The organism is Pseudomonas syringae group sp. 243L2 (assembly GCF_032587875.1).
GTDB classification, from domain to species: Bacteria; Pseudomonadota; Gammaproteobacteria; order Pseudomonadales; family Pseudomonadaceae; genus Aquipseudomonas; species Aquipseudomonas amygdali.
This window is the reverse complement of record NZ_JAWHPL010000019.1, coordinates 446,151-464,022: the sequence shown is the minus strand read 5'-3', so window position 1 is coordinate 464,022 and position 17,872 is coordinate 446,151. Positions and strand designations below refer to the sequence as shown.

Annotated in this window: 23 protein-coding genes; 11 read left to right on the top strand and 12 right to left on the bottom strand. The window is 57.6% G+C overall.

Going from position 1 to position 17,872, the window contains the following annotated elements; all coding sequences use genetic code 11:
* Positions 1-61 precede the first annotated feature (61 nt).
* The 7 genes from murA to RYB66_RS12440 all read right to left on the bottom strand — a co-directional run bounded on the left by murA (position 62) and on the right by RYB66_RS12440 (position 4,740).
* Positions 62-1,327: a UDP-N-acetylglucosamine 1-carboxyvinyltransferase gene (gene murA / locus RYB66_RS12470; protein ID WP_002555078.1), complete on the bottom strand. Its 1,266-nt coding sequence runs from the start codon at positions 1,325-1,327 to the stop codon at positions 62-64.
* A 22-nt stretch (positions 1,328-1,349) separates the two neighbouring features.
* Positions 1,350-1,589 carry a BolA family protein gene (locus RYB66_RS12465; RefSeq protein ID WP_002555079.1) on the bottom strand — a complete coding sequence of 80 codons (240 nt, stop codon included), beginning with the start codon at positions 1,587-1,589 and terminating at the stop codon, positions 1,350-1,352.
* A 114-nt stretch (positions 1,590-1,703) separates the two neighbouring features.
* Positions 1,704-2,009 (bottom strand): lipid asymmetry maintenance protein MlaB, encoded by a 306-nt coding sequence (locus tag RYB66_RS12460; RefSeq protein WP_005744995.1) that lies wholly within the window; start codon positions 2,007-2,009, stop codon positions 1,704-1,706.
* A complete protein-coding gene (locus RYB66_RS12455; RefSeq protein ID WP_005744994.1) occupies positions 2,006-2,656 on the bottom strand; it encodes a phospholipid-binding protein MlaC in 651 nt (216 codons plus the stop codon). Before RYB66_RS12455 ends, RYB66_RS12460 begins: the two co-directional genes overlap by 4 nt.
* 10 nt (positions 2,657-2,666) lie before the next feature.
* Positions 2,667-3,134 (bottom strand): outer membrane lipid asymmetry maintenance protein MlaD, encoded by a 468-nt coding sequence (gene mlaD, locus RYB66_RS12450; RefSeq protein WP_003313587.1) that lies wholly within the window; start codon positions 3,132-3,134, stop codon positions 2,667-2,669.
* A complete protein-coding gene (gene mlaE / locus RYB66_RS12445) occupies positions 3,134-3,931 on the bottom strand; it encodes a lipid asymmetry maintenance ABC transporter permease subunit MlaE (protein ID WP_005734541.1) in 798 nt (265 codons plus the stop codon). Before mlaE ends, mlaD begins: the two co-directional genes overlap by 1 nt.
* Entirely contained in the window at positions 3,931-4,740 is an 810-nt protein-coding gene (locus RYB66_RS12440) for an ATP-binding cassette domain-containing protein (RefSeq protein WP_004656592.1), read from the bottom strand. Before RYB66_RS12440 ends, mlaE begins: the two co-directional genes overlap by 1 nt.
* Positions 4,741-5,044: 304 nt before the next feature.
* Here RYB66_RS12440 and RYB66_RS12435 point away from each other — a divergent pair, with 304 nt between their 5' ends.
* From RYB66_RS12435 to RYB66_RS12390, 10 genes are all read left to right on the top strand, one after another.
* Complete coding sequence (locus RYB66_RS12435) at positions 5,045-6,019, top strand: KpsF/GutQ family sugar-phosphate isomerase (protein WP_002555085.1); 975 nt, start codon at positions 5,045-5,047, stop codon at positions 6,017-6,019.
* Positions 6,019-6,558: a KdsC family phosphatase gene (locus RYB66_RS12430; RefSeq protein WP_004666191.1), complete on the top strand. Its 540-nt coding sequence runs from the start codon at positions 6,019-6,021 to the stop codon at positions 6,556-6,558. Before RYB66_RS12435 ends, RYB66_RS12430 begins: the two co-directional genes overlap by 1 nt.
* Before the next feature lie 8 nt (positions 6,559-6,566).
* The gene (lptC, locus tag RYB66_RS12425; RefSeq protein WP_002555087.1) at positions 6,567-7,139 is read left to right on the top strand and encodes an LPS export ABC transporter periplasmic protein LptC; all 573 of its coding nucleotides are present in this window, start codon (positions 6,567-6,569) and stop codon (positions 7,137-7,139) included.
* A complete protein-coding gene (gene lptA / locus RYB66_RS12420) occupies positions 7,126-7,674 on the top strand; it encodes a lipopolysaccharide transport periplasmic protein LptA (RefSeq protein WP_002555088.1) in 549 nt (182 codons plus the stop codon). The genes lptC and lptA overlap by 14 nt, the downstream gene beginning before the upstream one ends.
* Positions 7,675-8,400, top strand: a complete 726-nt coding sequence (gene lptB / locus RYB66_RS12415) for an LPS export ABC transporter ATP-binding protein (RefSeq protein WP_002555089.1) — start codon at positions 7,675-7,677, stop codon at positions 8,398-8,400.
* Between the two features lie 182 nt (positions 8,401-8,582).
* On the top strand, positions 8,583-10,076 hold the full coding sequence (locus RYB66_RS12410; RefSeq protein WP_004656600.1) for an RNA polymerase factor sigma-54: 1,494 nt from the start codon (positions 8,583-8,585) through the stop codon (positions 10,074-10,076).
* A 75-nt stretch (positions 10,077-10,151) separates the two neighbouring features.
* Complete coding sequence (hpf, locus tag RYB66_RS12405; protein WP_002555091.1) at positions 10,152-10,460, top strand: ribosome hibernation-promoting factor, HPF/YfiA family; 309 nt, start codon at positions 10,152-10,154, stop codon at positions 10,458-10,460.
* 11 nt (positions 10,461-10,471) lie between these two features.
* Positions 10,472-10,936, top strand: a complete 465-nt coding sequence (gene ptsN / locus RYB66_RS12400; protein ID WP_005780948.1) for a PTS IIA-like nitrogen regulatory protein PtsN — start codon at positions 10,472-10,474, stop codon at positions 10,934-10,936.
* Between the two features lie 2 nt (positions 10,937-10,938).
* Positions 10,939-11,796, top strand: coding sequence for an RNase adapter RapZ (gene rapZ, locus RYB66_RS12395; RefSeq protein ID WP_002555093.1), 858 nt, complete (start codon positions 10,939-10,941; stop codon positions 11,794-11,796).
* A gap of 16 nt (positions 11,797-11,812) precedes the next feature.
* Positions 11,813-12,085 carry an HPr family phosphocarrier protein gene (locus RYB66_RS12390; RefSeq protein WP_002555094.1) on the top strand — a complete coding sequence of 91 codons (273 nt, stop codon included), beginning with the start codon at positions 11,813-11,815 and terminating at the stop codon, positions 12,083-12,085.
* A 184-nt stretch (positions 12,086-12,269) separates the two neighbouring features.
* Here the strand turns inward: RYB66_RS12390 and RYB66_RS12385 are convergent, their stop codons facing one another.
* The 5 genes from RYB66_RS12385 to pmbA form a co-directional block, all read right to left on the bottom strand.
* A complete protein-coding gene (locus RYB66_RS12385) occupies positions 12,270-12,881 on the bottom strand; it encodes a superoxide dismutase (RefSeq protein WP_316894512.1) in 612 nt (203 codons plus the stop codon).
* Between the two features lies 1 nt (position 12,882).
* Positions 12,883-13,344, bottom strand: coding sequence for a tetratricopeptide repeat protein (locus RYB66_RS12380; protein ID WP_005744988.1), 462 nt, complete (start codon positions 13,342-13,344; stop codon positions 12,883-12,885).
* A 34-nt stretch (positions 13,345-13,378) separates the two neighbouring features.
* Positions 13,379-14,755: a class II fumarate hydratase gene (locus tag RYB66_RS12375; RefSeq protein ID WP_016981173.1), complete on the bottom strand. Its 1,377-nt coding sequence runs from the start codon at positions 14,753-14,755 to the stop codon at positions 13,379-13,381.
* Positions 14,748-15,143, bottom strand: coding sequence for a hypothetical protein (locus RYB66_RS12370; protein ID WP_005744985.1), 396 nt, complete (start codon positions 15,141-15,143; stop codon positions 14,748-14,750). Before RYB66_RS12370 ends, RYB66_RS12375 begins: the two co-directional genes overlap by 8 nt.
* Before the next feature lie 726 nt (positions 15,144-15,869).
* Entirely contained in the window at positions 15,870-17,216 is a 1,347-nt protein-coding gene (gene pmbA / locus RYB66_RS12365) for a metalloprotease PmbA (RefSeq protein ID WP_029240913.1), read from the bottom strand.
* Positions 17,217-17,323: 107 nt separating this feature from the next.
* On the opposite strand from pmbA, the gene yjgA reads away from it, so the two are divergent.
* Positions 17,324-17,845 (top strand): ribosome biogenesis factor YjgA, encoded by a 522-nt coding sequence (yjgA, locus tag RYB66_RS12360; RefSeq protein WP_003364101.1) that lies wholly within the window; start codon positions 17,324-17,326, stop codon positions 17,843-17,845.
* Positions 17,846-17,872 lie beyond the last annotated feature (27 nt).

The window sequence follows — 17,872 nt, the reverse complement described above, 5'->3', positions numbered from 1 at the left end:
GAAATCACACCCGCGACAGAACAGGCGGCCCCGATGCCAGTGGCATCAGGGCCACGCGCTACTAGCCCGGAACGCGGCGGATCTTGGCGCCCAGCATTTGCAGCTTCTCTTCGATGCACTCGTAACCACGGTCGATGTGGTAGATGCGGTCGATCAGCGTGTCGCCCTGGGCAACCAGCGCAGAGATCACCAGACTGGCCGATGCACGCAGGTCGGTCGCCATGACTGGCGCGCCCTTGAGCACTTCGGTGCCGGTGACAATAGCAGTGTTGCCTTCAACCTGGATCTGAGCGCCCATACGGTGCATTTCATACACGTGCATGAAGCGGTTTTCAAAGATGGTCTCGATGACCGCACCCGTACCTTCGGCAATCGCATTGAGCGAGATGAACTGTGCCTGCATGTCGGTCGGAAACGCTGGATACGGCGCGGTACGCACGTTGACAGCCTTTGGACGCTTGCCGTGCATGTTCAGCTCGATCCAGTCTTCACCGGTCGTGACTTCGGCACCGGCTTCCTGAAGCTTGAGCAGCACCGCTTCAAGGATGGTCGGATCAGTGTCCTTGACCTTGACGCGACCACCGGTAACGGCAGCGGCTACCAGATAGGTGCCGGTCTCGATACGGTCAGGCATGACCTTGTAGGTGGCCGGGCCCAGACGCTTGACGCCATCGATAGTGATGGTGTCGGTACCTGCGCCGTGAATTTTTGCGCCCATCGCGATCAGGAAGTTGGCCAGATCGACAACCTCGGGCTCGCGAGCAGCGTTCTGCAGAACGCTGCGGCCGTTGGCGAGGCTGGCGGCCATCATGATGTTTTCAGTACCGGTCACACTCACGGTATCGAAGAAGAAGTTGGCACCACGCAAGCCACCCTCGGGTGCCTTGGCCTTGATGTAGCCACCCTCGACATCGATGATCGCGCCCATGGCCTCAAGACCACGAATATGCAGATCAACCGGACGCGAACCAATGGCGCAGCCGCCTGGCAGCGCCACTTCGGCCTCGCCGAAGCGAGCGACCATCGGGCCCAATACCAGAATCGACGCACGCATGGTTTTCACCAGTTCGTACGGGGCGACCAGAGTCTTGATGGTGCGCGGGTCGATCTCGACGCTGAGCTTTTCATCGATCACAGGCTCGATGCCCATGCGACCGAACAGCTCGATCATGGTGGTGATGTCGTGCAGGTGGGGCAGGTTCTGAACAGTAACCGGCCCGTCAGCCAGCAATGTGGCGGCAAGGATCGGCAAGGCAGAGTTCTTTGCCCCGGAGATGCGAATTTCGCCATCAAGACGAACGCCGCCGGTAATAATCAATTTATCCATTAGAGTCTCGACACCAATTGGCTCAGGAACGCTCGGCCCATGCAGCGCGGCTGAAAAATTTCATGGTCACCGCGTGGATGCTGCCATCGGCAATCCAGGGGTTCAGATGGGTATAAATCTGTTGCTGACGCTTGACCGGACTCAGGCCGGCCAACTCGTCGCTGATAATATTCAGCTGGAAGTTGCAGCCTTCGCCTTCGACTTCCACTTTGATTTCCGGCAGCTTTCCTTCAAGGAAGCTTTTAACTTCTACGGCCTGCATGCTTAACCTCGATCGGCGCTGTACGCGCGCGGGTCGGCCATCATACAAAAAAGCCCATGTTATGCGAAGCCCGACAAGCAGGTCCCGGATAAAGGGCTTTTTCGATGACGCCTGTCAGTGGGTGTCCAGTAGCTCGGTCAGACCTGATACACGGGCTATCTGACGCATGTCTTCAGGCAGCGAGCGGACAGTGATCGACTTGCCTGCCTCCTGTGCATCACGCATGAAAGCCAGCAGCAAGGCGAGGCCTACGCTGCTGGATTTCTCGACGCCCGAGCAATCAAGTGTCAGATCGGCCAGATCACCCGACTTGATCAGCGCCGCACCCTGCTTGCGCAGCTGTGGCCCGGTGCGGTAATCCAGCACACCAATCAGCCTGAGCTCGCCAGGCCCGACGAGGCGGACGGCGGACTCTGTCATTGTGCAGGCTTCTGCGCAGCGTCTACGGTGGACTTGGTCTTGGCCACTTCGCCAGCCCAGTTGTTGATGGTGGTATCCAGGTTGTTGCCGTTGCGCTGCATGGCATCGGCGAACTGATCACGGAACAGCTTGCCGATATTGATACCGTTGATGACAACGTTACGCACTTTCCACTCGCCGTTCAGCTTGACCAGCGTGTAGGAAACCGGATAGATCGCGCCGTTATTGCCCTTGACCTGCATGTCAACGCTGGTGCGGTCATCGCCTTCGTCCTTGGCAGGTGCGACGGTGATGCCCTGGTTGTTGAATTCAAGCAAGGCATTGCCGTAGAACTGCATCAGGCTGCGCTTGAAGTTTTCCTCGAAACGCTTCACCTGTTCAGGGCTCGCCTTGCGAGAGTACTTTACGGTCATGATGCTTTTGGAAATGCCATCGGCATCCACGACAGGACCGACAATGCGGTTCAGTGCGTCATAGAACGCGCTTGGGTTGGCTTTGTACTGCTCGCGATTGGTCGCCAGGTCACTCAACAGTTCCTTGGTGGTGCGCTCCACCAGGTCATGAGCCGACGGGGTCGCCGCGGCATTCGCCAGCATTGGCAGAGCGGCCAGCAATACCAGCAGGCCACGGCGCAGAATAGAGATCATTTGAAGCTCCTCACTTGGCGTCTTTACTAACAGTATTGAGCAGGAATTTTCCGATCAGGTCTTCCAGCACCAGCGACGACTGCGTGTCATGGATAGTCCCGCCATCCTTGAGCAGCTTGTCATCGCCACCGACGCTGAGACCGATGTATTTTTCACCCAGCAAACCGGCAGTCAGAATCGACGCAGTCGAGTCCGAAGGCAGGTTATCGACCTTCTTCTGAATCTCCAGCGTGACGCGACCGGTAAAGGTATCGCGATCCAGATCGATCGCCGTCACCTTGCCGATCGTGACGCCAGCCATGCTTACCTTGGCTCTGACAGTCAAACCGGCAATATTGTCGAAGTAGGCATAAAGTTTATAAGTGTCGGTGCTCGCGCTCGTGCTCAGACCACTGACTCGCAGGGCCAGCAGGAGCAGAGCCAGTATCCCCGCCAGCAGGAACAGACCGACTCCGGTTTCGATGGCACGGTTTTGCATCAGAAATCTCCAAACATCAAAGCGGTCAAAATAAAGTCCAGTCCCAGCACGGCCAACGAGGCGTATACGACGGTTCTAGTCGTCGCGCGACTGATCCCCTCGGAAGTAGGCTCGCAATCGTAACCCTGGAAAACGGCAATCCATGTCACCACGAAGGCAAATACGACGCTTTTGATCACCCCATTGAGCACATCGTTCGTGAAAGAAACGCTGTTCTGCATGTTCGACCAGAAAGAACCGTCATAGACGCCCAGCCAATCGATCGCTACCCAGGAAGCGCCCCAGATACCGACCACACTGAAAATCATCGCCAGAATCGGCATCGAGATGAAACCTGCCCACAGGCGTGGCGCAACGATGTACTTGAGTGGATCGACACCGATCATCTCAAGGCTCGACAGCTGCTCGGTGGATTTCATGTTGCCGATCTCGGCGGTCAGCGCAGAACCTGCACGCCCGGCGAACAGCAGGGCTGTAACCACAGGCCCCAGCTCACGCAGCAGGGTCAGTGCGACCATCTGGCCAACGGCCTGCTCGGAGCCGTACTTGGTCAGAATGCTGAAGCCCTGCAGCGCCAGTACCATGCCGATGAACATGCCGGACACCACAATGATGACCAGCGACATGACACCCACCGAATACAGCTGCCTTACCAGCAGTTGAAAACTGCTGCCCGCACCGCCGCGGCCAAGCAGGGCGTTTACCAGAAACAGACCGGAACGACCCAGAACAGTAACAATATCAATGGCCGAACGCCCCAACAGGCGTACCCGGTCCATCAGTGACTTATTGCGCATCAGCGCTTCCCCAATAGATCTTCGCGAAAATCCGGCGCCGGATAGTGGAACGGTACAGGGCCATCAGGCTCGCCGGTCATGAATTGACGAATGCGTGGGTTGTCCGAGGACATCAGTTCCTCAGGCGTGCCCTGCCCCAGCACCTGGCCGTCGCCCACTACATAGAGATAGTCGGCAATGCTCGCTGTCTCGCTGAGGTCATGGGACACCACGATACTGGTGATGCCCAATGCGTCGTTGAGCAAGCGGATCAGGCGTACCAGCACGCCCATCGCAATCGGGTCCTGCCCTACGAAGGGCTCGTCATACATGAGAATCTGCGGATCGAGAGCGATGGCCCGGGCCAGCGCGACACGACGCTTCATACCACCCGACAGTTCATCGGGCATCAGTTCGACCGCACCGCGCAGGCCCACAGCCTGAAGCTTGAGCAGCACGATGTCGCGGATCATTTCTTCCGGCAGTTCAGTGTGCACGCGCAAGGGAAAAGCGACGTTTTCGAAAACGTCCAGATCGGTAAACAGTGCTCCGCTCTGAAACAACACGCCCATCTGCTTGCGAGCATCGAACAGATCACTGCGCGACAGCTCAGGCAGGTTCTGACCATTGACCCACACCTGCCCTTCGCTTGGACGCAACTGAGCCCCCATCAAGCGCAGCAAGGTAGTCTTGCCACAACCGGACGGCCCCATGATCCCGGTGACCTTGCCCCGCGGAATACGAATATCAACGTTATTGAAAATGCTGCGCGTACCGCGTTTGAAAGACACACCTTTCAACTCGACCGCATAGGCGTCATCAGGACTCATCTAAACTCCTTGCGATACAGCCTCCGCCCTCAGCCGTCGGTTCTTGGAGGCCGACCAGCTGTCCAGGCGCGCCGAACAGGCCGCGAACTATACCACCGCCGCCACCCGCCCCCAAGAAGAGAACCGAGCGGTTCAGGTAATCGTTGAATTATTCTGTACCACAATGTTATGGCATCAGGCGTGGATACAGACCCTCAAGTGCGTAGGAAATTCGTTTAAAAACAACACAACGACGATCAGACGTGAGGGAATCGTTCATTACCGCTATAATCGCCGCCTTTCAGCAGGCTGACCCTTTCCAGACATGAACCAATCCAGTGACCTGATCCAATCGGCGCAACGCACCATTCGCCTTGAGATAGAAGCCATACAAGGCTTGCTTGAACGTCTTGACGGCGATTTCGTGCGCGCGTGCGAAATGATCCTCGCCAGCAAAGGCCGAGTTGTTGTGGTCGGCATGGGCAAGTCCGGACACATCGGCAACAAGATTGCCGCCACACTGGCGAGCACGGGCACTACCTCTTTTTTCGTGCATCCAGCTGAAGCCAGTCATGGCGACATGGGCATGATCACCCGCGATGACATCATCCTGGCCCTGTCGAACTCCGGCAGCACCCACGAGATCGTGACCCTGCTGCCGCTGATCAAGCGCCTGGGCATAAAGATGATCAGCCTGACCGGCGACCCCGAGTCCATTCTGGCCAAGGCTGCCGATATCAATCTCAACGCCCACGTCGTGCATGAGGCCTGCCCGCTCAATCTGGCACCGACCTCTTCGACCACCGCGGCACTGGTCATGGGCGACGCGCTGGCCGTGGCGCTGCTGGACGCACGGGGTTTCACCGCTGAAGATTTTGCATTCTCCCATCCAGGCGGCGCGCTGGGTCGTCGCCTGCTGCTCAAGGTTGAGAATGTCATGCACTCCGGCGACGCACTGCCCAGCGTTCAACGCGGCACGCTGCTCAGGGATGCGCTGCTGGAAATGACCCGCAAGGGCCTGGGCATGACCGCGATTGTCGAAGCTGACGGCACACTGGCCGGCATCTTCACCGACGGCGATTTGCGCAGAACGCTGGACCGCCCCGTCGATATTCGCCAGACCATCATTGATGAGGTCATGACCCTTCACGGCAAGACGGCCCATGCAGAAATGCTGGCCGCCGAAGCGCTGAAAATCATGGAGGACAACAAAATCAGTGCGCTTGTTGTCGTAGACCAGTACGACCGGCCGGTTGGCGCGTTCAACTTGCAGGATCTTTTGCGCGCAGGCGTCATGTAATGGAAACCGAAACGATGACTCAGGACCTCATGCAACGCGGCAAGGCTATCAAGCTGGCCGTTTTCGACGTCGATGGCGTACTGACCGACGGCCGCCTTTACTTCATGGAAGATGGCAGCGAGATCAAGACATTCAACACTCTCGACGGCCAAGGCATAAAAATGCTGATAGCCTCAGGCGTCACAACAGCCATTATCAGCGGCCGCAAGACTGCGATAGTCGAGCGCCGGGCAAAGAGCCTGGGCATTGAACACCTGTTTCAGGGACGTGAAGACAAGTTGGTAGTACTGGACAAACTGCTCGCAGAACTCCAGCTTGGTTACGAACAAGTCGCCTATCTGGGTGATGATCTGCCAGACTTGCCAGTCATCAGGCGCGTCGGTCTGGGCATGGCGGTTGCCAATGCCGCGAGTTTTGTACGCGAGCATGCACACGGAATAACCAGGGCGCGAGGCGGCGAAGGTGCGGCACGCGAATTCTGCGAACTGATTCTGAGTGCGCAAGGCAACCTTGAAGCGGCTCACTCCGTCTATTTATAGAAGCCATTATGTTCACTAAAAAAATTCGCAAGTTCCTGCTGCTCGGGGTACTGGCGCTGCTGCTGGCAGCGGTCGGTTACTGGAACATCAGCCCGGAAAGTTTTATGGATCAGCCGGTGTCGACCGTTGACGACACGGTCATCGACTACTATGCGATCAATGCCCACAGCGTGCAGTACCTGCCCGATGGCACACTTCAGTACGACATGACATCCGACAAGGTCGAGCACGTGAAAGCCACTGACGTGACCCTGTTGACCACGCCCGACCTGCACATGTACCGCGGTGGCGAGTTTCCATGGCACGTACAGAGCAAGAAAGGCGAAGTTTCGTCCGGCGGCGACCAGGTCGAGCTGATCGATTCCGTTCGTGTCGAGCGTACCGATGAAAAACAACGTACGACTATTATCACTACCAGTCGAATGACCGTATTCCCTCAGAAGCAATATGCGCAGACCGAGCAAGACGTTAGAATCGACGGCGCCGGCGGTGTGACTACGGCCAAGGGAATGAAAGCATATTTGAAAGACAGCAGGATGGACCTGCTGTCCAACGTAAGAGGACAGTATGAGGCTCGTTAAAACTCTTCCTTTATTGCTCGGCCTGGGCGCAGCACTGGGAAGCGCGAGCGCCTGGTCCCTGCCAACCGACCGCGATCAGCCGATCCACATCCAGTCTGACGATGCTCAGCTCGATGACAAGAAAGGCGTAGCAACCTACAAGGGCAACGTCATCATCACCCAGGGCTCGATGAAGATCACCGGTAACACTGTGACGATCACGCGTAATGCCCAGGGCGAAGTGGATGTGTTCACCTCTGTCGGCAATCTTGCCTATTACGAGCAGAAGCCTGCCGTAGACAAACCGATTGTGCAGGCCTATGCCGTCACTATTCAGTACTACGCCGGGCAGGACCGTATCGTCCTCATTGACAAGGCCAAGGTCATCAATGATGGCAATACTTCCGAAGGCGAGAAAATCGTTTATGACACGGTCAGACAGGTCGTCAGCGCCGGTCGGGCCAATGGCGGTGCCAAGGTGACCACACCACGTCCGCGTATCGACATGGTCATCCAGCCGAAAAAGAAAACCGACCAACCTCAGAAGGCCCAGTAAATGGCGACGCTCAAAGCCCAGCATCTGGCTAAAAGCTACAAAAGCCGGCAGGTCGTGCGCGATGTGAGCATTTCCATCGACAGCGGCCAGATCGTCGGCCTGCTGGGCCCCAACGGTGCCGGCAAGACCACCTGCTTCTACATGATCGTAGGTCTGGTCCAGGCTGATCAGGGTCGCGTGCTGATTGACGATCTGGATGTCAGCCATCAACCCATGCACGGTCGCGCCCGAGCCGGCATCGGCTACCTGCCGCAGGAAGCCTCGATTTTCCGCAAGCTGTCAGTGTCCGACAACATCATGGCGATTCTCGAGACCCGTAAGGAACTCGATGCCGGAGCACGCCGCAAGGAGCTCGAAAGCCTCTTGCAGGAGTTTCACATCACCCACATTCGCGACAACCTGGGCATGAGCCTGTCGGGCGGCGAGCGCCGCCGTGTGGAAATTGCCCGCGCGCTGGCCACTGCGCCGAAATTCATCCTGCTGGATGAACCGTTCGCAGGCGTAGACCCTATTTCGGTAGGTGATATCAAGCAGATCATTCACCACCTCAAGGCCAAGGGTATCGGCGTGCTGATCACTGACCACAACGTCCGTGAAACGCTGGACATCTGCGAAACTGCCTACATCGTCAACGATGGACAGCTGATCGCAGAAGGCGATTCCGAGACCATTCTGGCGAATCAACTGGTGAAAGAGGTCTACCTCGGCCACGAATTCCGCCTTTAATCGACTGCCCTTTGCGCTTAGCGGCCGATTGATGCCAGTGCAGTGTGTTGACAATATTTTATTTGTCATATCACTCTAGGCAAAGGTACAGGTTTCAGGCATATAATTTGCTTAAGTTGGCGCTCAGGCGCCTGTAGTAGATGGCGCATGAGCGCCGGCGAATAAGGTGTTTAGCCCCTGCCATGAAACCATCGCTAGTCTTGAGAATGGGCCAGCAGCTGACGATGACACCGCAGCTGCAACAGGCAATCCGCTTACTCCAGCTTTCCACACTGGACCTCCAGCAGGAGATCCAGGAGGCGCTGGAATCGAACCCCATGCTGGAACGGCAGGAAGAAGGCGACGACTTCGACAACTCCGACCCGCTTGCCGACAACATCGAACAAAAGCCCAACCCCGACGTTCAGGAACCGACCTATCAGGAATCCGCGCCTACCGTGGATAATCTTGAAGACGGCGAATGGAACGAGCGCATTCCCAACGAACTGCCCGTCGATACCGCATGGGAAGACATCTACCAGACCAGCGCCAGCAGCCTGCCAAGCAACGATGATGACGAGTGGGACTTCACCACACGCACATCTGCGGGCGAAAGCCTGCAAAGCCACCTGCTGTGGCAATTGAACGTCGCCCCGATGTCCGACAAGGACCGTCTGGTGGCGGTTACGCTGATCGACTGCATCAACAACCAGGGCTATCTGGACGAAACGCTCGATGAGATTCTCGAGTCTTTCGATCCCGAGCTGGACATCGAACTCGACGAAATCGAAGCCGTACTGCACCGCATCCAGCAGTTTGAGCCGGCAGGCATCGGCGCCCGAAACCTGAGCGAATGCCTGCTCCTGCAGCTTCGCCAGTTGCCAGCCAAAACACCTTGGCTGATGGAAGCGCAACGGTTGGTCACCGACTACATCGATCTGCTCGGAAGCCGCGACTACGGCCAGCTGATGCGGCGCATGAAGCTCAAGGAAGACGAGCTGCGCCAGGTCATCGAGCTGGTGCAAAGCCTCAATCCGCGTCCAGGCTCGCAGATCGAATCCACCGAAGCCGAATACGTCATTCCGGACGTGATCGTGCGCAAGGACAACGAGCGCTGGCTGGTCGAGCTCAATCAGGAATCCGTACCGCGCCTGCGCGTCAATCCGCAATACGCAGGTTTTGTGCGTCGGGCCGATACCAGCGCAGACAACACCTTCATGCGCAACCAGTTGCAAGAGGCGCGCTGGTTCATCAAGAGCCTGCAAAGTCGCAACGAGACACTGATGAAGGTCGCCACCCAGATCGTCGAACATCAGCGCGGCTTTCTTGAGTACGGCGACGAGGCGATGAAGCCGCTTGTCCTGCACGACATTGCCGAGGCAGTGGGCATGCATGAATCGACCATCTCGCGCGTGACCACCCAGAAGTTCATGCACACCCCACGCGGCATTTACGAGCTGAAATACTTCTTCTCGAGCCATGTGAGCACTTCCGAGGGCGGTGAATGCTCGTCCACGGCAATTCGCGCAATCATCAAAAAACTGGTTGCGGCGGAAAATCAGAAAAAGCCGTTGAGTGATAGCAAGATCGCTGGTTTACTGGAGGCACAAGGCATTCAAGTAGCCCGTCGCACAGTCGCCAAGTACCGCGAGTCACTCGGGATAGCGCCTTCCAGTGAGCGTAAGCGGCTGATGTGATGCAGGCCCAGCCACAGCGTCCCAGAGACAGGCGCCATGCCTGTCTCTTTATGCACTGGCAAAGGAGAAAGCTGTATGCAAGTCAACATCAGTGGACACCAACTGGAAGTGACCAAACCCCTTCGTGAATACGTTGAGCTCAAGCTCAAAAAGCTCGAGGGGCATTTTGACAAGATTACCAACGTGCAGGTCACGATGACGGTCGAAAAGCTCAAGCAGAAGATCGAAGCCACGTTGCACATCCATGGTGGAGAGGTCGTTGCCAATGCTGAACATGACGATATGTATGCTGCCATCGACCTGCTCACTGACAAGCTAGACCGACAATTGCTCAAGCATAAGGAAAAGCAGCAAAGCATCCTCAAAGGTGCGGCCGCTCGCTAACGCCCATTTAAATGATCCGAATCGAAAATATCCTGACCCCCGGCCGCTCCGTTGTGAACGTGCCGGGTGGCAGTAAAAAGCGTGTACTCGAAGAAATTGCCCAACTGATCGGTCGTGAAGTACCGGGCATGGTTTCGGAGACAGTATTCGCAAGTCTTGTTGCTCGCGAAAAACTGGGTTCAACCGGCTTCGGCAACGGTATTGCCATCCCTCATTGCCGCCTTGCTGACTGCAGCGAGCCTGTCAGTGCAGTCATTCACCTCGCTACCCCTGTGGATTTCGACGCCATCGATGGCGCGCCGGTTGACCTGCTGTTTGTATTGCTAGTCCCGCAGGCTGCTACCGATGAGCACCTGGAGTTACTGCGCCAGATCGCCAGCATGCTTGATGACAAAGATGTGCGTAAGCGCCTGCGCAGTGCCGAAAGTGCTGAAGCGCTTTATCAAGTGGTGCTGGACGTGCAGAACGGAAACTGACCATGCGCATGATCATCGTCAGCGGCCGTTCCGGCTCGGGTAAAAGTACAGCCCTCGACGTGCTCGAAGACAACGGTTTTTACTGTGTCGACAACCTGCCGGCCGGATTGCTGCCGGAACTGGCCGAGCGAGCGCTGATCAATACTGAACTGGCCGAGCCCTTGCTGGCGGTGTCCATCGATGCGCGAAACCTGCCCAGTCACCTGACCCGCTTTCCGCAAATGCTGGATGAAGTCCGCTCACGCAACATCCAGTGCGACGTGCTTTACCTGGATGCTGATGAAGCAACACTTCTCAAGCGTTTCTCGGAAACCAGGCGCCGCCACCCTTTGAGTACGGCAGATCGTTCGCTGGCCGAGGCGATACGCGACGAGACAACGCTGCTGGGCCCGATCATCGATCTGGCCGACCTGAAAATCAACACCACCCACTTGAACCTCTATCAGCTGCGCGACGCGCTCAAGCTTCGCCTGCTGAACAAGCCCGAGCCAGGCACTGCGTTTCTGATCGAATCCTTTGGTTTCAAGCGTGGCATGCCCGTCGACGCAGATCTGGTATTCGATGTGCGCTGCCTGCCCAACCCGTACTGGAAGCCTGAACTGCGCGACCATTCCGGGCTTGAACAACCGGTTATCGACTACCTGTCGGTGCAACCCGATGTTGAAGAGATGTTTCAGGACATCTTCGCTTATCTGAACAAATGGTTGCCCCGGTTTGCAGCCAGCAACCGTTCTTACGTTACCATTGCCATCGGCTGCACCGGCGGACATCACCGCTCCGTCTACCTGACCGAACGGCTCGGCCAGGTCTTGCAACAATCACTCAAGAACGTTCAGGTTCGCCACCGCGACCTTAGCTGAAAGGATTTTCACTGCGATGCCCGCTCGTCAAATCACCATCATCAACAAATTGGGCCTGCATGCCCGCGCTGCCGCCAAATTCGTCGGCGTCGCAGGCAAGTTCCCTTGCACGATCAGGGTTGGCCGCTCTGAGCAGACCATGGTCGATGGTAAAAGCATCATGGCCGTGATGATGCTGGCGGCAGGCAAAGGCACCGAGATCCATCTGAAAACCGAAGGCGAATTCGAGCAGGAAGCGCTCGATGGCCTGGTTGAACTGATCAACAACAAGTTTGATGAGGGCGAGTAAGCCCTCAAACAAGCCCCTTCCATGATCACCAGCAGTGCATCCGCAACCAGCTCAAACCGTGAGCAATCAGTAACGCCATACCTGCCAACAGCAGCCCGGTGCCTACGACGAGCCGCAACAACCGCACACCGCTGAGAGCGAATATTCCTGAGCGCATAAGCTGCCTTGAGCCCGGTTACGGGAGTCAGGCCAGAGCGGCCTGATAACGTCGAGACACTTCATCCCAATTGATCACGTTGTAGAACGCGTTGATGTACTCGGGGCGACGGTTCTGATAGCGCAGGTAGTAAGCGTGCTCCCATACATCCAGACCCAGAATCGGCGTATTGCCATTCATCAACGGGCTGTCCTGATTACCGCTGCTTTCAACCACCAGCTTTTTATCGGGGGTGACGCTCAGCCATGCCCAGCCGCTGCCGAAACGGGTCAATGCGGCTTTGGTAAACGCTTCCTTGAATCTGTCGTAGCCACCCAGCTGCTCGTCGATGGCCAAAGCGACAGCGCCTTTGGGCAAACCGCCTCCGCCTGGCACCATCACCTCCCAGAACAACGAATGATTCGCGTGACCGCCACCCTGGTTGATGACCGCCGGACGCAGGTTTTCAGGCAACTGCTTGATGCTGGCCACCAGCTTCTCGACGGACCAGTCAGCAAACTCGGTGCCTTCGATCGCTGCATTAAGGTTGTTGATGTAGGTCTGGTGATGCTTGGTGTAATGGATCTCCATGGTTTGCGCATCGATGTGCGGCTCCAGGGCATCGTATGCGTAAGGCAGTGCAGGCAAGGTATAAGGCATTTCAATGTGCTCCGTAGAAAAGTCCGGAAGTGGCTGCCGAGTGGCGCTGCAACGATGAGCGCGTGTGCTCGCTGCTGCTGTTCAACAACCGATGAGTGCGCGGGTATTCGCCGTGTTCACTGATAAAGCTCAGCAACTCGGCGTAGGTTTTGCTGCTGTGGCGCAAGGCTGCCTCACGGAGCGCCGGAGGAAGACGCTGATCCTGCATGGTCCGCAATAGATGTTGATGAATGGCACACAGGTATTCAGCGCTTTCCTCAGGCTGACCGAGGCTCAGGTGCAGGTCCGCCAGGTTGTGGTGAGAAATCACACAGGCCGCGACGGCCTCGTCGACATCCGCCCAACGCTCGAACAACACTTGCGCCAACGCCAGCGCCTGAAGGTAAAGCTCGCGGGCTTCGACCCACTCGCCCAGATTGAAACAGCGATTGGCCTGCTCGATAGTGCGTTTCCAATGCTGCATGTTCATACCTCCAGGGGACGTTGGCTGGCTGGAATCAAATACCGCCAGCGGTGAGTTTTTCAGGGTTGAGCAACACTTCCAGTTCGCTACGTTGCAAATCAGTGTGCTCAAGGGCGACGTCAATGACCGGACGGCCCTGCTTGTAAGCGGTCTTGGCAATTTCGGCGGCTTTCTGATAGCCAATGATCGGGTTGAGGGCCGTCACCAGAATCGGATTACGCGACAGCGCTTCCTTGAGCTTGGATTCATTGACCTTGAAGCTCGCAATCGCCTTGTCAGCCAGCAGCCGACTGGAGTTGGCCAGCAGCTCGATACTGCTGAGCAGGTTCTGGGCGATGATCGGCAGCATCACGTTAAGTTCGAAGTTGCCGGACTGCCCCGCCACGGTAATCGTCGCGTCGTTGCCGATCACTTGCGCGGCAACCATGGCGGTGGCTTCCGGAATGACCGGGTTGACCTTACCCGGCATGATCGATGAGCCTGGCTGCAATGCCTCCAGCTCGATCTCACCCAGCCCTGCCAGTGGCCCCGAATTCATCCAGCGCAGGTCGTTGGCAATTTTCATCAGCGATACCGCCGTGGCTTTGAGCTGGCCGGATACCGCGACCGCGGTGTCCTGCGAACCGATCAACGCGAACAGGTTCTTGCCAGGTGCGAATTGCACACCGGTCAACGTACTCAACTGACGACTGAAACGAGCCGAAAACTCAGGATGCGCGTTGATCCCGGTACCGACTGCGGTGCCGCCCTGTGCCAGTGACTGAAGGCTCGGCTGAAGACCTTGCAGATGCTCGACGTTGGCGCGAATCTGCTGTGACCAGCCGTTGAGCACCTGGCTCATGCGCACGGGCATGGCGTCCATCAGATGCGTACGACCAGTCTTGACGAAGGCATGGACCTGCTCGGCTTTGTGTTCGGTCACTTGCACCACATGGGCCAGCGCAGGCAGCAGTTGTTCGTGCAGAGCCAGTGCAGCGCTCACATGAATCGTGGTCGGGATGATGTCGTTGCTGCTCTGCCCGCAGTTGACGTGGTCATTGGGGTTGACCTCTTCGCCCAGCACACGCGTGGCGAGCGTGGCGATCACCTCGTTGGCGTTCATGTTGGTACTGGTGCCGGAACCGGTCTGAAAGATATCGACCGGAAAATGCGCCATGTAGTCACTGGCCAGCAGGTCTTTCACGGCACTGACAATCGCCCTGCTCTGCCCTTCGCTGATCTGCTCCAGCTCCAGGTTCGCCTGCGCTGCAGCCGCCTTGGCCAGCAACAGGGCACGAATGAATTGCCGCGGCATACGTTGATGGCTGATCGGAAAGTTTTCCACCGCACGCTGAGTCTGCGCGCCGTAAAGGGCCTCGGCCGGGACCTGTAGCTGGCCCATGCTGTCGCGTTCGATACGGGTATTACTCATCGCAATGTCCTTGCACCAGTTCAGAGAGGGAAATAGAGGGCTGTAGCACGCAGGTCGCCAGTTGATGAACACAGGCTTGCCAGCGCTGACGCCGCGCAGGCGTGGAGGCGATTGCCTGTAAATCACGCAGCGGACGCCAGGCCTGATCCAGACACAGGCAGCGCCAGTGCCACGGCAATGCCGTATCGCGTGCGGTGTCTATCAAAAGACGGAAAGTGGTTTCGGCAATCATGGGCTGGGGCGTGGCGGTAAAACGCGCCAGATAGCGCCCTTCGGCGAGGTAGTGCTCGATCAGCCGAGGCTCGTCGGGCTCAAGGGCGCAACGAATCCGCAGACTCAATCCACGCCAGTTTTCCAGATAAGACAGCTCGTGCAGAACAGAACCCATGACCGCAGCTCATTTTAGAAATGATATTTATTATTAAATGATATAAATAATCATTACAAGCTCGATCTTGAGCGAGTGCGTCATACAGAGGTGCTGAGATGCCCGCTTTGCTGCCGGTTCCCGGCAGTTCGCGGACGAGTCCGCTCCTACAAAACCTGGATATCGCGGACAAGCGTAGGGCTGCTTCGGCCCGGAGGGCGTGGGAGCGGACTTGTCCGCGATGGGCTGCAAAGCGGCCCTAAAACAGGCCACCTTGGCTGTATCTGGTGCACCGAGGCGCTTGGTTTTGCTGCCGGTTCCCGGCAGTTCGCGGACGAGTCCGCTCCTACAAAACCTGGATATCGCGGACAAGCGTAGGGCTGCTTCGGCCCGGAGGGCGTGGGAGCGGACTTGTCCGCGATGGGCTGCAAAGCGGCCCTAAAACAGGCCACCTTGGCTGTATCTGGTGCACCGAGGCGCTTGGTTTTGCTGCCGGTTCCCGGCAGTTCGCGGACGAGTCCGCTCCTACAAAACCTGGATATCGCGGACAAGCGTAGGGCTGCTTCGGCCCGGAGGGCGTGGGAGCGGACTTGTCCGCGATGGGCTGCAAAGCGGCCCTAAAACAGGCCACCTTGGCTGTATCTGGTGCACCGAGGCGCTTGGTTTTGCTGCCGGTTCCCGGCAGTTCAAGGACGAGTCCGCTCCTACAAAAGCTGGATATCGCGGACCAGCGAAGCGTCGCTAGGCTCAGCTACCCGCTACGGTCATACGCTCGATCAGCACCGAGCCGGTTCGGATGTTGCTGCGCAGTTCAAGATCGCTGCCAACGGCGACGATCTGCTTGAACATGTCACGCATGTTGCCGGCAATCGTCACTTCCTGAACCGGAAATTGTATTTCCCCGTTCTCGACCCAGAAACCTGCTGCGCCCCGCGAATAGTCACCGGTAACCATGTTCAGGCCGCTGCCCATCAATTCGGTTACCAGCAAGCCACGGCCCATACGTCGAATCAGCGCGGCCTGATCTTCCGAACCATGGGTGACGAACAGGTTATGCACCCCGCCCGCATTGGCAGTGCTCGGCATGCCCAGCTTGCGGCCGGAATAAGTACTCAGCACATAGGAAACCAGATCGCCGCCTTCCACGAACGGTTTGGCAAACGTCGCCAGACCGTCGCTGTCGAACGCCGAACTGCCCATTGCGTGCTTCAAGTGCGGACGCTCATCAATGGTCATCCACTCCGGGAACAGCCGCTGACCCAAGGCCCCCTCAAGAAATGACGACTTGCGGTACAGGTTGCCACCGGAAATGGCACCGAGAAAGCTGCCGAACAGGCCACCTGCCAGTTCTGCGGCAAACAGCACCGGCACTTCACAGGTCGGCACAGGACGCGCACCCAGACGGCTCGCCGCACGCAACGCAGCCTTGCGACCAATGCTCTGGGCATCAGCCAGCAGCTCACCTTGGCGATTGACGTCGTACCAGTAATCACGCTGCATCTGGCCTTCGCCCTCGGCGATCATCACGCAACTGAGGCTGTGCCGCGTTGATGCATAACCGCCGATGAAGCCGTTGCTGTTGCCATACACACGGCAGCCCTGATGGGTATTGAGCGTGGTGCCGTCGGCGTTCTTGATCCGGCTGTCGGCGTCGAAGGCCGCGGCTTCGCAGATCAGCGCTTTCTCGATGGCCTGCTCGGGCGTTATGTCCCAAGTATGATAAAGGTCGAAATCCATGACCTCTTTGGCCATCAGCGCAGCATCAGCCAGCCCGGAGCTTTCGTCTTCGGAGGTGTGCTCGGCAATCGCCAATGCAGCGGCAACGGTTTCACGAATGGCATCGGCACCCGTGGCCGAGGTGCTGGCCGAGCCCTTGCGCTGCCCGACATACAGGGTGATACCGAAACCCTGGTCGCGGTTGAACTCTACGGTTTCAACTTCACGCTGACGGACCGATGTCGACAGCCCCTGATCCACCGACACTGCGACTTCGCAGGCGCTGGCGCCCTGACGCCGGGCTTCGGCGATAATCTGCTCGACCTGTTCCTGCAGTTCGGGCAAGGCTTGCGGACCGACGCTTTGGGTTGCACTCATGACTTTCTCCATCAAATTCTTCTTTCAGCACAGGCCGAATACCGACCGGGCCGGACAAGCGGCCCACGACTGGTTATCATGGCGGCGTTTCTTTGCGGACTGCCCCCATGGTTGATTCTTACGACGACTCCCTCGACGGGGAGAAAAGCAAAACCCAGGTCAAACGAGAGCTGCATGCTCTGGTCGACCTCGGCGAGCGACTGACAACACTCAAAGCCGATGTGCTGGCCAAGCTGCCGCTGACCGACGCTTTGCGCAAGGCCCTGGCCGAAGCGCCCAAGCACACGGCGAACATCGCGCGAAAGCGGCATATTCTGTTCATTGGCAAGCTGATGCGCGATCAGGACCAGGAAGCCATTCTGGTGTTGCTGGACCAACTCGATGCCTCCACTCGCCAATACAACGAACGTTTTCACAATCTGGAGCGCTGGCGTGATCGCCTGATCGCGGGTGATGACGCCGACCTCGAGAAATTCGTTGTCGAATACCCCGATGCCGACCGCCAGCAGCTGCGCTCGCTGATTCGTCAGGCGCAACACGAAGTTGCACGTAACAAACCGCCGGCCACCAGCCGAAAAATCTTCAAATACATCCGTGAGCTGGACGAACTTCAACGCGGTCTGCGTTGATTTCAACCGCGGGGCCGGCAGCAGCAA

Coding starts and splice junctions, on each gene's coding strand:
- murA (WP_002555078.1), bottom strand. CDS start 1,327: ATGGATAAATTGATTATTACCGGCGGCGTTCGTCTTGATGGCGAAATT.
- RYB66_RS12465 (WP_002555079.1), bottom strand. CDS start 1,589: ATGCAGGCCGTAGAAGTTAAAAGCTTCCTTGAAGGAAAGCTGCCGGAA.
- RYB66_RS12460 (WP_005744995.1), bottom strand. CDS start 2,009: ATGACAGAGTCCGCCGTCCGCCTCGTCGGGCCTGGCGAGCTCAGGCTG.
- RYB66_RS12455 (WP_005744994.1), bottom strand. CDS start 2,656: ATGATCTCTATTCTGCGCCGTGGCCTGCTGGTATTGCTGGCCGCTCTG.
- mlaD (WP_003313587.1), bottom strand. CDS start 3,134: ATGCAAAACCGTGCCATCGAAACCGGAGTCGGTCTGTTCCTGCTGGCG.
- mlaE (WP_005734541.1), bottom strand. CDS start 3,931: ATGCGCAATAAGTCACTGATGGACCGGGTACGCCTGTTGGGGCGTTCG.
- RYB66_RS12440 (WP_004656592.1), bottom strand. CDS start 4,740: ATGAGTCCTGATGACGCCTATGCGGTCGAGTTGAAAGGTGTGTCTTTC.
- RYB66_RS12435 (WP_002555085.1), top strand. CDS start 5,045: ATGAACCAATCCAGTGACCTGATCCAATCGGCGCAACGCACCATTCGC.
- RYB66_RS12430 (WP_004666191.1), top strand. CDS start 6,019: ATGGAAACCGAAACGATGACTCAGGACCTCATGCAACGCGGCAAGGCT.
- lptC (WP_002555087.1), top strand. CDS start 6,567: ATGTTCACTAAAAAAATTCGCAAGTTCCTGCTGCTCGGGGTACTGGCG.
- lptA (WP_002555088.1), top strand. CDS start 7,126: ATGAGGCTCGTTAAAACTCTTCCTTTATTGCTCGGCCTGGGCGCAGCA.
- lptB (WP_002555089.1), top strand. CDS start 7,675: ATGGCGACGCTCAAAGCCCAGCATCTGGCTAAAAGCTACAAAAGCCGG.
- RYB66_RS12410 (WP_004656600.1), top strand. CDS start 8,583: ATGAAACCATCGCTAGTCTTGAGAATGGGCCAGCAGCTGACGATGACA.
- hpf (WP_002555091.1), top strand. CDS start 10,152: ATGCAAGTCAACATCAGTGGACACCAACTGGAAGTGACCAAACCCCTT.
- ptsN (WP_005780948.1), top strand. CDS start 10,472: ATGATCCGAATCGAAAATATCCTGACCCCCGGCCGCTCCGTTGTGAAC.
- rapZ (WP_002555093.1), top strand. CDS start 10,939: ATGCGCATGATCATCGTCAGCGGCCGTTCCGGCTCGGGTAAAAGTACA.
- RYB66_RS12390 (WP_002555094.1), top strand. CDS start 11,813: ATGCCCGCTCGTCAAATCACCATCATCAACAAATTGGGCCTGCATGCC.
- RYB66_RS12385 (WP_316894512.1), bottom strand. CDS start 12,881: ATGCCTTATACCTTGCCTGCACTGCCTTACGCATACGATGCCCTGGAG.
- RYB66_RS12380 (WP_005744988.1), bottom strand. CDS start 13,344: ATGCAGCATTGGAAACGCACTATCGAGCAGGCCAATCGCTGTTTCAAT.
- RYB66_RS12375 (WP_016981173.1), bottom strand. CDS start 14,755: ATGAGTAATACCCGTATCGAACGCGACAGCATGGGCCAGCTACAGGTC.
- RYB66_RS12370 (WP_005744985.1), bottom strand. CDS start 15,143: ATGGGTTCTGTTCTGCACGAGCTGTCTTATCTGGAAAACTGGCGTGGA.
- pmbA (WP_029240913.1), bottom strand. CDS start 17,216: ATGAGTGCAACCCAAAGCGTCGGTCCGCAAGCCTTGCCCGAACTGCAG.
- yjgA (WP_003364101.1), top strand. CDS start 17,324: ATGGTTGATTCTTACGACGACTCCCTCGACGGGGAGAAAAGCAAAACC.